Source organism: Flagellimonas cixiensis (assembly GCF_042134615.1).
GTDB classification, from domain to species: domain Bacteria; phylum Bacteroidota; class Bacteroidia; order Flavobacteriales; family Flavobacteriaceae; genus Flagellimonas; species Flagellimonas cixiensis.
In genome coordinates, this window is the sequence record NZ_CP169639.1 from 1,165,738 (window position 1) to 1,179,466 (window position 13,729).

General features: G+C 40.4%; 10 protein-coding genes. 4 read left to right on the forward strand and 6 right to left on the reverse strand.

Going from position 1 to position 13,729, the window contains the following annotated elements:
- Window positions 1-192 precede the first annotated feature (192 nt).
- Both ABT310_RS05170 and ABT310_RS05175 read left to right on the forward strand, forming a co-directional pair.
- Window positions 193-1,989, forward strand: a complete 1,797-nt coding sequence (locus tag ABT310_RS05170; RefSeq protein WP_375325680.1) for a M61 family metallopeptidase — start codon at window positions 193-195, stop codon at window positions 1,987-1,989.
- A complete protein-coding gene (locus ABT310_RS05175) occupies window positions 1,990-2,520 on the forward strand; it encodes a GNAT family N-acetyltransferase (protein ID WP_375325681.1) in 531 nt (176 codons plus the stop codon).
- A 49-nt stretch (window positions 2,521-2,569) separates the two neighbouring features.
- Here ABT310_RS05175 and ABT310_RS05180 read toward each other — a convergent pair whose 3' ends face one another.
- The 6 genes from ABT310_RS05180 to ABT310_RS05205 all read right to left on the reverse strand — a co-directional run bounded on the left by ABT310_RS05180 (window position 2,570) and on the right by ABT310_RS05205 (window position 12,415).
- Window positions 2,570-2,848, reverse strand: coding sequence for a F0F1 ATP synthase subunit epsilon (locus tag ABT310_RS05180; protein ID WP_375325682.1), 279 nt, complete (start codon window positions 2,846-2,848; stop codon window positions 2,570-2,572).
- 95 nt (window positions 2,849-2,943) lie between these two features.
- Window positions 2,944-4,452, reverse strand: coding sequence for a F0F1 ATP synthase subunit beta (gene atpD / locus ABT310_RS05185; RefSeq protein WP_375325683.1), 1,509 nt, complete (start codon window positions 4,450-4,452; stop codon window positions 2,944-2,946).
- Window positions 4,453-4,614: 162 nt separating this feature from the next.
- Entirely contained in the window at window positions 4,615-7,377 is a 2,763-nt protein-coding gene (locus ABT310_RS05190; protein WP_375325684.1) for a TonB-dependent receptor, read from the reverse strand.
- A 414-nt stretch (window positions 7,378-7,791) separates the two neighbouring features.
- A complete protein-coding gene (gene glmS, locus ABT310_RS05195; protein WP_375325685.1) occupies window positions 7,792-9,639 on the reverse strand; it encodes a glutamine--fructose-6-phosphate transaminase (isomerizing) in 1,848 nt (615 codons plus the stop codon).
- 126 nt (window positions 9,640-9,765) lie between these two features.
- Entirely contained in the window at window positions 9,766-11,595 is a 1,830-nt protein-coding gene (locus ABT310_RS05200; RefSeq protein ID WP_375325686.1) for a DUF4270 domain-containing protein, read from the reverse strand.
- A 4-nt stretch (window positions 11,596-11,599) separates the two neighbouring features.
- The gene (locus ABT310_RS05205; RefSeq protein ID WP_375325687.1) at window positions 11,600-12,415 is read right to left on the reverse strand and encodes a glycogen/starch synthase; all 816 of its coding nucleotides are present in this window, start codon (window positions 12,413-12,415) and stop codon (window positions 11,600-11,602) included.
- 101 nt (window positions 12,416-12,516) lie between these two features.
- Between ABT310_RS05205 and panC the strand changes: the two genes are divergently transcribed.
- A complete protein-coding gene (gene panC, locus ABT310_RS05210) occupies window positions 12,517-13,365 on the forward strand; it encodes a pantoate--beta-alanine ligase (protein WP_375325688.1) in 849 nt (282 codons plus the stop codon).
- A 12-nt stretch (window positions 13,366-13,377) separates the two neighbouring features.
- A complete protein-coding gene (panD, locus tag ABT310_RS05215; RefSeq protein WP_375325689.1) occupies window positions 13,378-13,728 on the forward strand; it encodes an aspartate 1-decarboxylase in 351 nt (116 codons plus the stop codon).
- Window position 13,729 lies beyond the last annotated feature (1 nt).

A 13,729-nucleotide genomic window follows, 5' to 3' on the forward strand; every position in this document is an offset into this window, starting at 1 on the left:
ATTTTTTAGCGCTTGCAAAACGCTTGAAATTTCTTCTTTTACATTCAAGGCCTACAGGTAAAACCGTAATCGCTCAATTTCTTGTTAAAATAGTTGATATTTTCAAATAGTTGCTGAAAAAAGTTCCCCATTACACAAAAGTAGCACTTCCTATTTTTAAGCGCTATCTTAGTACGTCATAAACCGATTAAAATGAAATTTACACTCGCTCTATTCTTTTTGTTTTCTGTTTTGTGCATTTCCGCTCAAACGAATACGTATCAAATCTCCTTTGAAAATGCAGTGCATCACGAAGCCGTGATCAATGCTACTTTCCCCGATTTGACTTCGGATATGGTGGCCTTTAGAATGAGCAGAACTTCACCAGGAAGGTATGCCTTGCACGAATTTGCAAAAAACGTGTATGGGTTCAAGGCAACGGACAGCAAAGGCAAGATTTTAAAAGTAACCCGTCCCAATCCTTATGAATGGCAGGTTTCTGGACACGATGGTACCATTAACATTGAATATATTTTGTTCGCCAACAGAGGAGGCGGCACTTATTCACAGGTTGATGAAACCCATGCCCATTTAAACATCCCGGCAACTTTTATGTTTGCCCCATCTTTATTTGACAGAAAAATCGAGGTGACTTTTGATCTTCGCGAGGACTTGAATTGGAAAGTAGCGACACAATTGCCTTTGGTTTCGGGCAATACGTATACTGCCCCGAACATGTACTATTTTATGGACAGCCCTACCGAAATCAGTAATTATATGCTTCGTTCTTTTAAGGTTGATGACAAAACAATCAACCTTGCTTTGCACCATAACGGCACTGAAGAAGAGGCCGATGAGTATTTTGAAAAGGTAAAAAAAGTGGTGTTGGCCGAAAAAGACGTTTATGGTGAACTTCCTGATTTTGATTATGGTTCCTATACATTCTTGGCCTGTTATATTCCCAATGCCTCTGGCGATGGCATGGAGCACCGAAACTCAACTATATTAACAAGTACCCGCAGTTTGGCCAATGGCGGAATGGAGCGCAATATTGGTACTGTTTCGCATGAGTTTTTTCATGCTTGGAACGTGGAGCGCATAAGACCAAAAAGTTTGGAGCCTTTCGATTTTGAGGAAGCCAACATGAGTGGTGAGCTATGGTTCGCAGAAGGCTTTACCAGTTATTATACCGGGTTGATTCTTTGTAGGGCTGGATTAATTACTCCAAAAGAATATGTAGAAGGTCTTGCGGGCACCTTTAATTATGTATGGAATTCTCCTGCTCGACAGTTTTTTAATGTGGTTGAAATGAGCTACCAAGCTCCTTTTGTAGATGCTGCAACTTCGGTGGACCCCGTGAATCGTGACAACACCTTTATTTCTTACTATTCTTATGGAAGCGTATTGGGGCTGGCCTTGGATTTATCCCTTCGTGAGCAAAACCTTAATCTGGATGATTTTATGAAATTTGTTTGGAAGAAATATGGAAAAACTGAAAACCCTTATACGGTTGAAAACCTGCATACCTCCCTTAATGAATTTGCCGGAAAAAAATTCGGGGATACTTTTTTTGAGAATTTCATTTATAAAAGCAATATGCCCGATTACGCATCTTTGATTGAGCCGATGGGAGTTGTTTTGGAGCAACCAAATGTCGAACCTTATTTTGGAGCCCATGTATCCATGAATCCAGATAATAAAGGGTATAAAGTAATGCGCAATTCGGTTATGGGAAGTCCCGCATACAAAGCCGGTTTGGATCAGGGTGATGTAATTACTTCAATAAATGATATTTCTTTGACCGAGGATGAAACGTTTGAGGATTACCTTAAAAAATTTGAGCTTGGCGAAGAATTGAACGTAAAATTCACAAGATTCGGAGAGCCCAAAACCACTTCTTTAGTGTTGACTCCGAGTCCTGATTATGCTTTTAGCTTGATGGAAGACAAAGAACAACAACCTACCAAAAAGATGTTGGAACAGCGCAAAGCTTGGCTTAAAGTGGAATAGATGATTGCCTACAAACAAGCGGAGACCTTGGAAGAGCTGGAACAGATTTTGGCTCTTCAGCAATTTAATTTACCCAAAAATATTTCTGTCGAAGAAAGTTTAAAGGAAGGCTTTCTTACTGTGGAGCATACCCTAGATATTTTAAAGGCCATGAACGAGGTATGTGGTCACATTATTGCCGTGGATAATCATCAAGTGGTAGGTTACGCTTTATGTATGCACCCTAAATTCGCCAATCATATTGAGGTATTACAACCGATGTTCGAAGAAATCAATTCTGTAGTGGAAAACACTTCGACCTTTATGGCCATGGGTCAAATCTGCGTGGCAAAAAGTCATCGAGGACAAGGTGTTTTTAGGAACTTGTACCTCACCATGAAAGAAAAACTTCCCAAGGGGTTTGACACGATTATCACCGAAGTAGATGGTAAAAACAAGCGATCCTTATCGGCGCATGCTGCAATTGGATTCAACACACTGAAAGTTTACTTTTCAGGCGAAAAAGAATGGCACATTGTGGCATTAAAATAAAAAAGCCGCTCGTCGAGAGCGGCTTTTTTTGTGAATGAATTCAATTTATTTAGTCGGCTAGGACAATAATTTTGTTGTCTTTCATCTCTATTGTTCCACTTGTGATGGGCAATATAGTTTCGCCATTTTTCCCAGTGGAAAATTTACCTTGAAAAGCTTCATCAATTTTGATGTCGCCCTTTACCCTAACATTTCCTGCTTGCAACAAAGAGACAACAGGGGCGTGATTTTCCAACATTTGAAACTCTCCATTTACACCAGGTACAGTAACGGCTGTTACATCGCCTGAGAATAGAGTTGCTTCGGGTGATACTATTTCTAAATACATATTTATTAGTATTGAGATATTAGATATGAGTATTGAGATATTAGATATGAGTATTGAGATATCTAACTACTCAATACTAGCATCTCAAATCTTGTTTAGGCTTCCGCCAACATTTTCTCTCCAGCCTCGATCGCTTCTTCGATGGTACCTTTAAGGTTAAATGCAGATTCTGGCAAGTGATCCAATTCACCGTCCATAATCATGTTAAATCCTTTAATGGTATCTTTTATATCTACCAATACCCCAGGGATACCGGTAAACTGCTCAGCTACGTGGAAAGGCTGAGACAAGAAACGTTGTACACGTCTTGCTCTACCTACGGCCAATTTATCTTCTTCAGAAAGTTCCTCCATACCCAAGATGGCGATAATATCCTGAAGCTCTTTGTAACGTTGCAACAACTCTTTTACTCGTTGTGCACATCCGTAGTGCTCTTTACCCAAAATCTCAGGGGTCAAAATCCTAGAAGTAGAATCCAATGGATCCACCGCAGGATAAATACCCAACTCAGCAATTTTACGTGAAAGTACGGTAGTTGCATCCAAGTGAGCGAAAGTAGTCGCTGGTGCAGGATCCGTCAAGTCATCCGCAGGAACGTAAACCGCCTGTACAGATGTAATGGAACCTCTTTTTGTTGATGTAATCCTTTCTTGCATCGCACCCATTTCGGTAGCCAATGTTGGTTGGTAACCTACCGCAGATGGCATACGACCCAAAAGTGCAGATACCTCAGAACCTGCTTGGGTGAAACGGAAAATGTTATCTACGAAGAAAAGTACGTCTTTTCCTTGTCCTTCTCCAGATCCATCACGGAAGTACTCGGCAATGGTCAAACCAGACAAGGCAACACGGGCACGTGCTCCTGGTGGCTCGTTCATCTGACCGAACACGAAAGTTGCTTTGGACTCTTTCATTGCAGCTTTATCCACTTTGGACAAATCCCATCCGCCTTCTTCCATGGAGTGCAAGAACTCGTCTCCGTATTTTATAATTCCAGACTCCAACATCTCACGAAGCAAATCGTTTCCTTCACGAGTACGTTCTCCAACACCTGCGAACACAGACAAACCACCGTGACCTTTTGCAATGTTGTTGATCAGCTCCTGGATCAATACGGTTTTACCAACACCGGCACCACCGAACAATCCAATTTTACCACCTTTTGCGTAAGGCTCAATAAGGTCGATTACTTTAATACCCGTAAAAAGTACTTCTGTTGAAGTGGAAAGATCTTCAAACTTTGGCGCTTCCCTGTGAATTGGAAGTCCATTGTCTCCAGCTTTAGGAAGGTTTTCCATACCATCGATGGCATCACCGATCACATTGAATAGACGTCCGTAAACATCTTCTCCGATTGGCATTTGGATTGGAGCTCCTGTGGCAACCACATCAACACCTCTACTCAAACCATCGGTAGAGTCCATAGAAATAGTCCTTACCGTATTCTCACCAATATGTGATTGTACTTCCAATACCAATTTTGAACCATCGGCTTTTGTAATTTCAAGGGAGTCATAAATTCTTGGGATTACCACCCCTGATTCGAACTCAACATCAATGACCGGGCCTATAATTTGGGCAACCTTACCTGTTACTTTAGACATTAGTATGTTTATTTTTAATTGAATACGCGGAAAATGACCGCTATTTTTTCGGCTGCAAAGATATGCTTTTACATTTTTATTCAGAAACCGATTTCAGCTTTTTTTTCAATAAAAAAGGCACTGGAATTTCCAGCGCCTTTTCTTTAGCTTGTTTACTGTTGTTTAAGGATTTATGCTCCAAGACAAATAGTAGATGGAACCGATATTACCAGTCCCTATTGCTGTGAAGTATTCATCCCCTAAAATATTAGATCCTCCCAATTTAAACACCGACTTCAAGGATGGCACCGAATAGTTGATTTGCGCATCCAATACGGTATAAGCCGGGATGTCGCCATCTGCAAAAGATGCTTCCCAGTAGTAGCTATCGCTCCATCTGTAGTTTACATTAAATCCAAAGTTTTCAAACAAATCTGTCTTTCCAAAAGATGCTTTCACTTTGTGTTTTGGTGTGTTAAAGTTGGTTCTTAAGTCTGGATATTTACCTTCATCAATATCCAACTCTGCATACGTATAGTTTACACCAAGGTCGAAACCTCCAAGTCTAGTATCTACACCAATAGTACCTCCAAAAGAGTTAATGTTTGCTTCGGAGTTGGTATAGGTTTGATACACTTGGAAATCTCCGTTTTGAAGAGCCAATAAGGACAATCCCATGTCTCCAGCTTCTCCATAAAAAGGAACGGCAACCGTTGTATTGGCCAAAAAGTCGGAATAGCTATTGTAATAACCACTAAGGTCGATGGTAAACTTGCCAACTTGACCTCTATACCCTGCTTCGAATGCTGTAATTTCTTCAGGTTTTACCAAGGGGGTTTCCACCGCCTCTGGAAGCCCGCCCGACTGCAAAGAACTTGTCGAATATGCATTTTCATAAGCAGCCCTTCCCGCTATTTCCACAGTAGATTGACCTGTTAGGGCTTGACCGTTCTGACTTAAATCGAACGTACGCACATCCCTATCCAAGTTTGCTGGTGCTGATCCCACCAAGATGGCGCGACCGGCATTCAATCCAATAAACAAATCTTGTGTGGTTGGGTTTCTAAAACCTTGTTGTACAGATACCCTTAGGTTATGGTTTCTTTCTTCTCCCAAGGTATAGGCAAAGGATACTCTTGGAGATAGGAATCCATCGAAGAATTCGTTTTTATCGTAACGAGCGGAACCGGTGAATTTTAATCGGTCATCCAAGAATTTTTTCTGAACTTGAAGATAAGCTCCGTATTCATTGTATCTAATAGGCCCATCGGTATCGGTAAAGATGGTCCCATTGGAATTCAATTCGTATTGTCTGTACGAGCCACCAATTTGAATATCTGCCCAATCGTCAATCAAATGTGCAATATTATAGTTACCGTTTACGTGACGGAATTTGGTTTGGTCGATGAATTTTGCACCTGTTAAAAGGTTACCATCATTAATAACTCTATTGAAGGTGCTTTGAAAAGCAGCAGTCCCTGGAATCAAACGTCCTTGATCGGCTGCTTGCCTACCCGCTGCGTGTGCTTGGGTTGATGCTTGCTCTGGTGTTAATCCTCCTTGTTGAATTCCTCCTAGATAGGCTGGAATATAGGTAGAAGCATAATCTGTGAACCATTGCACATCAGATTTCCAAGCTCGGTTCACGTTGATTGCCGCAAAACGGGTATCGTAAGCGTCTCCTGAATTCTCAGAAACTATGTATCCTCTAATAAAAAAGTTATCGTTCTTAATTTCCAATTTGTGTTGTTGCATGGTAAATCCAGCAACGGCATAACGGTTGGCTCCTTGGTAAATGGTGGTACCTCTACCTATTCTACTGTTAAGGATGACTTCCAGATCGTTGGCAAATGGTCTAACGTGCAAAGCAAAATCGGCTTTTACACTTTCTGCGTTGTAATTGGCCAAGTCAGCTTCATCATAACCTGTTCTGGAGATCACTGCACTTCCTACGGTTCCTGACGGCAACCCTGCAGCAGCATCAAAATCCAAAACTGTTGATACCTCATCACCATACACATTTAATCCATCATAAGCGGGGTTGGATCGGTCAGCGCCAGGGTTATTCAAATCAACTCTACTGTTGGCGTGCCAATCTTCACCAGTTAAAACAGAAAGGTTGGCCTTAAACGCAACTTTATCGCTAAACGCATGGGCTGCACGAATTCCGAAATCTTTGTAGAAATTGCTTCCCGCGGCGTCTTGAGTGGTGACGCCACCTTTGGCATAGGCGCTTATTCCTTGGAAATCGAATGGATTTTTACTGGTCATGAACAAGATACCGTTAAAAGCTCCTGCACCATATAAAGCGGAAGATGCCCCTGGAAGAATCTCAACACTTTGTACATCCAATTCGGACATCCCCACCAAGTTACCCAAAACAAAGTTTAGACCCGGAGCCGTGTTGTCCATTCCATCTACCAACTGCAAGAATCTGTTGTTGGCAAATGTGGCAAAACCACGGGTATTTATGGATTGAAATGTTAAACTGTTGGTGTTGATATCAACTCCCTTTAAGTTTTGAAGTCCGCCGTAAAAAGATTCTGCGGTGGTGTTTTTAATTTCTTTAAGTCCAAAACGTTCTACCGATACTGGCGATTCAAAAATTCGCTCCGGTGTTCTGGAGGCCGAAATTACAATCTCGTCCAACATGGTGTTAGCTTCCGCAAGTGTTACGGAAATTGTTTGATTGTTGGAAGTAATATTCACGGTATAATCTGAAAATCCTATACTGGAAATTAAAAGTTTAAATGGAGGAGCTTCATCTGTATTAAATGTAAAATTTCCATCAAAGTCAGTAGTAGTTCCTTCAGCTTTCCCTACCAAAACCACATTGGCTCCTGGTATGGGCTCATTGTTTGCGTCTACAACTTTTCCCTGTACTGTGGTTTGCGCATAGGTAGCAAAACCAAATAGCATCAGGGCGAAAAACATAAGTCTTCTCATTTGCTATGGATTAGAGTTAATTAAGATTCAAGTGCATATTTTGTATCGGTTGGGAAGATACATTTTTTTTCATTCCAAAGATATAAAATTGAAAAAAATTATGCATGCATAGTACTTTTTTGATAAAAAAAAGGTGATAAAAGTACCTAATCAACAAAAAACACATCTATTTCGACCTACAATCCATGAATCAATCAATAGAACATGAATTCTATCCCTATTAATGAAATAGGCCATCCGTTTATTTTCAAGCCTAATTTAAGAGATAAACCCGTTGTCTGTTTTCTCTTCAGAACAAGTTGATTCTTTAAGGTGCAATCCACTAAAATTTAAAAACAAAGCAAAACACTTTGGCAAAAAAAAGCGCTGCATTTTTGCTGCAGCGCTTTACTATTAAATATATAGGTATATTTTTTACTCTACAGTTACAGATTTGGCCAAGTTTCTTGGCTGATCCACATTACAACCTCGCATAACCGCAATATGGTACGACAACAACTGTAAAGGTATGGTCGTTAACAAAGGTGAAAGACTTTCGGAAGTTTCTGGAACTTCAATTACGTGGTCGGCCAATTCCTTTACGGTTTGGTCTCCCTCGGTAACAACGGCAATAATTCTTCCTTTTCTAGACTTAATCTCTTGAATGTTACTGACCACTTTTTCGTAATGCCCTTTTTTTGTAGCAATCACTACAACCGGCATTTGCTCATCAATTAAGGCAATGGGTCCGTGTTTCATTTCAGCAGCCGGATAACCCTCTGCGTGGATATAGCTAATTTCCTTTAGTTTTAAAGCACCTTCCAAGGCCACAGGAAAATTATAACCCCTTCCCAAATACAAACAGTTGGTAGAATTTTGATAAATGCTGGCTATTTCTTCCACTACGTTATTGGATAGCAGTGCTTTTTCGACTTTGGATGGAATCCCTTCCAATTCGGTTAAATATTGATGGAAATCAGTTTGCGATAAAGTGCCATTTTCTTGTGCCAATTTTAAGGCCAACATGGTCAACACCGTAATCTGGGTTGTAAACGCTTTGGTTGAAGCCACGCCAATTTCTGGTCCAGCATGGGTGTATGCACCTGCATGAGTTTCCCTAGCAATGGATGAACCCACAACATTACAAACTCCAAATACGAAAGCACCTTTTTCTTTTGCCAACTTAATAGCAGCCAAAGTATCCGCTGTTTCCCCAGATTGGGAAATTGCGATCAACACATCGTTCTCGGTAATCACTGGGTTTCTATATCGGAACTCAGATGCATATTCCACCTCAACTGGAATTCTTGCCAAATCCTCAAAAATGTATTCCGCTACGAGACCTGCATGCCAAGAAGTACCGCAGGCCACGATAATTATTCGATTGGCGTTAAGGAATTTTTCCAAATTTTGGTCTATTCCTGCCATTTTCACCAATCCTTTATCCGCCAAGAGTCTACCACGATAAGTATCCAAAATAGCTTTAGGCTGTTCATAAATTTCTTTGAGCATAAAATGCTCGTACCCGCCCTTTTCAATTTCCTCTAGATTCATCTGGAGTTCCAAGATATTCGGATAGGCAATAGAGTCATCCTTGATTTTTCGGAGTTTTATCTCCTTACCAATGCGCACTATGGCCATTTCTTCATCTTCCAAATACACCGCATTGTTGGTATACTCTATAAATGGCGTGGCATCGGAAGCGATAAAATACTCGTTTTCCCCAATTCCAATGGCCAACGGACTTCCCAATTTGGCCACAATGATCTCATCAGGTTTATTTTTGTCAAAAACAGCAATCGCATATGCCCCCACTACTTGGTTCAAAGCAATTTGTACTGCGTGACCCAATTTAACGCCTTCTTTTTTCTTTACCTCTTCGATCAAATTCACCAATACTTCGGTGTCTGTATCGGATTCGAATGTATATCCCCTTTTAATCAAGGCTTGCTTTATACTTTCATAATTCTCGATAATCCCGTTATGGATAATGACCAAGTCCCCAGAATTGGAAAAATGTGGGTGTGAGTTTACATCGTTGGGAACACCATGCGTGGCCCAACGTGTGTGCCCAATTCCTAATTTACCTTTGGTGGAAATTGAGGCCTCAGCTTTATTCTTTAAATCTTCTACTTTTCCTTTTGTTTTGGAAAGTGATGTGTTTTCACCATCAAAAAGTGCTATCCCCGCACTATCGTATCCGCGATATTCGAGTCTTTGCAACCCTTTGATCAATATGGGGTAGGCCTCTCTATGACCGATGTATCCAACTATTCCGCACATAAGATTTTTATTAAGTTAACAACTTCATCGGGGGTATATCCTTCAAATTTAAAAGGTATACGTGAAAATGGCGCTTTAGGATCGCTTTTAACGATAAAAGTGCAAAAAATCCCTTAATTGGCAGGTTTAGTTGGCTTCTGTGTAAAAAATTTCAAGCTTTAGCTGCATATCTTCTTCACCAGCAGCAACATTGTTGCCATAAAGTACCGTGCCTAAAGGGCTGATGGTCGCTGCAACGGGATAATCAAGAATACCTCCTACACTTGTTGGTGCTTCTTGAACTGTGGTAAAGGCAACATTTGCCGTAGAGGTCAACCCAAGTTTGGCATTTACAGAATCTCTAACAATTATATTGTTGATATGCTCTGTAATCCTAATAGTGTATCGATAGCCCTTGTTATTGTTCTTCTCCAATACTCCATCGTAATTGGAATAGTAGTCCAGTGGATTTATGGTATTCTCTGGTCTCTGAAACTCGTTGTTTACATCATACAAAGGCCTATTTGTTTCTTGATTGTACAAATAGAGTCGTTGTGGCTCATACAACATGTTTCCCGATGCATCTAAGGCTTCACGATCTACATAAAACACTAGATTGGCTTCATTAATTATCCAATTGTTTTGTTTTATCTGGTTGATGATGTCTCCACCACCATTCTCCAAAGCGGAGAACAATCTTATTTCGGTTTGTGTGGCTCCTCCTTTTACATAAATTCTTGATGCATTTTCCTCATTGTCCAATGCACTGGCAATATCGGCAGGGTAGGCCTCATTTTCAAAAACATTCACGGCATTTCCCAAAATACTATTGGTACCCGCTTGTAAAAAGTTTAAAACAAACTCACTCTCGGCAGTTACCAGTTCCTCTTCCTCTGGATCGTAATCCTGATATTCATAGGTTATGGTAATATTGGCTTCGCTCAAATTCAACAAGAACATAAGCTCTTCCATATCTGAACCTGTCAAATGAATGCCTCGGATAAAATTTGTAAAATTGGATTGACTCAACAACTCCGAACTTCCTTCCTTATCCAATATGTTTTCTTGAAAAAACTGATTGTTCAATGGAACACGGATTCCAGGGTTAAGCCTACTGCTGATAACGGTAGATTCATCTACATCTTCAGTATCAGGATCATCCTCATCATCGTAGAACAAATATTCTTCATTGCTCACAGTTACCTCACCGCTAAAAAGAGTTTCCCCTATAAAACTTGAAAAATCTTGATTGGAATAATACTCTTGGGTTTCTTGAAATCCAGAATTCGGGTCTAGGTCACGCAATAAATAATTGGACCTTGAAACTGTTAAATTAAAAGTCTGTTCACGGTCGCCATAAATACTGTCCAAATCGAATCTATTGGGAAAGTTGTTGGACACAAAACCTTCTTGCGAACCTGTGTCTTCAGGGTCAAATGGGTTTGAACCTAGAATACGTTCTTGGTTGTCGGTAACACCATCGTTGTCCCAATCGGAATTTGGGTCATCCACATCGTCACCACTTTCAAACTCATCATCCACACCATCACCATCACTATCCCCGGAAGGAGGCAATTGAAAAGGAATGTACAAATACACCTCCTTAACCGTTTCATTTTCTTCTATGGTTGATACACTTTCGTCCGAATCGGCATTATCTTCAACTTCTTGGGACAAACCACCGAATGTTGGCGATGTACTGGGCAAAGTAATCTGTGAAATGATACTTGCCTTTCTTTTTCCGTAAACTGGATCATTAAACGTTCCAAGTTGGTATAAAGACAACCTATTGGTCTGTACCGCAGTAATACCTTTATTATAGGCAAATACATCATATTCAATTTTACCTGTACTAAAGGGCTCTCCATCAATAACTCCGCTACCTATGGTCTCCAACTCATCTTCACAGGAAGTCATTGACAAAAATAAAGTTCCAGCTACTACCGCTGAAACTTTGAAAACCTTAGAAAATCTCATTCAATCAATCTATTTTTAATACCTCTTGGTTATAGAAATTCGTGTATGCCTCCTCCGCTTCTTGTAACGGAACATAGGGCAAAACGGGTTTGGAAAGACTATTTATGTGGTTCAATAAATCCTCAGATAAACCTTCCGCGGCTAAAATAACCGCATCAGAATGATCTACGGCAACCTTTAACAAATTATTATAGTCGGGAGTTGAAATTGATTTAATTTCTTCTTTTTCAATGCCATCGAAGGCAACTTTATCGATCATGGCTGGATCCAATTCACCCTCAAAATCTTTACCATAAACTGAGGTTACAATTTTACTATCGGCAAACAAGGGCTCGTCACCATAGTATTTTCTTAAGTAAAGTGGCAGCATAGAAGCCATCCAACCGTGCACGTGGATAATATCCGGTGCCCAGTTCAATTTTTTTACCGTTTCAACAACCCCTTTTGCAAAGAAAATGGCTCTTTCGTCATTATCCGGGAAAAGGTTACCATCTGCATCGGCAAAAGTGGCCTTCCTTTTAAAATATTCATCATTGTCTATAAAATAGACCTGGATTCGCTCTTTTGGAATAGATGCTACCTTAATTATCAAGGGCATATCCATGTCATTGATGACAAGGTTCATTCCCGACAAACGAATTACCTCATGTAATTGATGTCTTCTTTCATTAATGTTTCCGTACCTTGGCATAAAAATACGGATTTGCCCCCCATTGCTGTTCACCATGCGAGGCGCCTCATACGACATTAAAGAAACTGGATTCTCTGGAAGATAGGGGACTAATTCAGAAGATACAAACAATACCTTTTTACCATTCATAAAACTTTCTTTTGTTTATCTGAAAAACGTAGCTGCAAAAGTACAAAAATTATGCTGATTACCAGTATTTATAGTATTTTTGCACGCTTTTGGACCTTGATATGAAGATATTTCACCAAAAAAATGAGCTTAATTCCTTTGTTGGGGAAGAGCGAACCAAAAACCGAACAATTGGCCTTGTGCCCACTATGGGCGCACTACACGAGGGCCATATCTCCTTGGTAAAAAAAGCTCTTTTGGAGAATGATTCGGTGGTTGTAAGCATTTTTGTGAACCCTACCCAATTCGATAAAAAAGACGACCTAGAAAAATATCCTCGCAATTTTGATAAGGATGTGGACCTTCTTAAAGTTGTTTCAGACGATATTGTTGTCTTTGCTCCAACGGTTGATGAGATATATGGCGAAGACATTACATCGGAAACCTATGAGTTTGATGGCCTGGACAAAGTAATGGAAGGAGAGTTTCGAACGGGACACTTTGACGGTGTTGGAACCATAGTGGAGCTTTTATTGCGCACTGTAGACCCCAACAACGCTTATTTTGGTGAAAAGGATTTTCAGCAATTGCAGATCATCCGGAAAATGGTGGAAAGTAAAAATCTACCTTATACTATAATTGGTTGCCCCATAGAAAGGGAATCCAATGGTTTGGCCATGAGTTCCCGTAACGAAAGACTATCTCCAACCACCCGCAAAGAGGCCGGTTTTATTCATAAAACCCTTGAGTCTGCCAAAGCTAAATTTGGCACGGAAAGTGCTGATACTATTGTGGAATGGGTTGAATCTGAATTTGAAACCAACCCACTTTTCAACCTAGAGTATTTTGAAATTGCAGATGAGGCCACCTTAACTCCCATTTTAAAAATTCAGGACAACCAAAAATACAGGGCGTTTATTGCCGTTTATGCAGACGGCGTGCGTTTAATTGATAATCTAAGATTGAATTGATATTTTTGCACCATGCAAATAGAAGTTGTAAAATCTAAAGTTCACAGGGTTAAAGTAACCGGAGCCGACCTTAATTATATAGGAAGCATTACCATTGATGAAGATATAATGGATGCCGCCAATATTATTAGAGGCGAAAAAGTACAAATTGTGAACAACAATAACGGTGAGCGTTTAGAAACCTATGCCATTCCAGGCCCAAGAGGTTCAGGTGAACTTACCTTAAACGGAGCGGCAGCCAGAAAAGTGGCCGTAGGCGACGTATTGATTTTGATCACCTATGCGTGGATGGATATTGAAGAAGCAAAAACCTTCAACCCCTCGCTGGTGTTCCCCGACGAAGCCACCAATCTACTCAAATAGT

Excerpts from the sequence above, each read along its gene's own strand:
- panC (WP_375325688.1), top strand. The coding sequence starts at position 12,517 with ATGAAGATATTTCACCAAAAAAATGAGCTTAATTCCTTTGTTGGGGAA.
- ABT310_RS05175 (WP_375325681.1), top strand. The coding sequence starts at position 1,990 with ATGATTGCCTACAAACAAGCGGAGACCTTGGAAGAGCTGGAACAGATT.
- atpD (WP_375325683.1), bottom strand. The coding sequence starts at position 4,452 with ATGTCTAAAGTAACAGGTAAGGTTGCCCAAATTATAGGCCCGGTCATT.
- ABT310_RS05170 (WP_375325680.1), top strand. The coding sequence starts at position 193 with ATGAAATTTACACTCGCTCTATTCTTTTTGTTTTCTGTTTTGTGCATT.
- ABT310_RS05200 (WP_375325686.1), bottom strand. The coding sequence starts at position 11,595 with ATGAGATTTTCTAAGGTTTTCAAAGTTTCAGCGGTAGTAGCTGGAACT.
- panD (WP_375325689.1), top strand. The coding sequence starts at position 13,378 with ATGCAAATAGAAGTTGTAAAATCTAAAGTTCACAGGGTTAAAGTAACC.
- glmS (WP_375325685.1), bottom strand. The coding sequence starts at position 9,639 with ATGTGCGGAATAGTTGGATACATCGGTCATAGAGAGGCCTACCCCATA.
- ABT310_RS05190 (WP_375325684.1), bottom strand. The coding sequence starts at position 7,377 with ATGAGAAGACTTATGTTTTTCGCCCTGATGCTATTTGGTTTTGCTACC.
- ABT310_RS05180 (WP_375325682.1), bottom strand. The coding sequence starts at position 2,848 with ATGTATTTAGAAATAGTATCACCCGAAGCAACTCTATTCTCAGGCGAT.
- ABT310_RS05205 (WP_375325687.1), bottom strand. The coding sequence starts at position 12,415 with ATGAATGGTAAAAAGGTATTGTTTGTATCTTCTGAATTAGTCCCCTAT.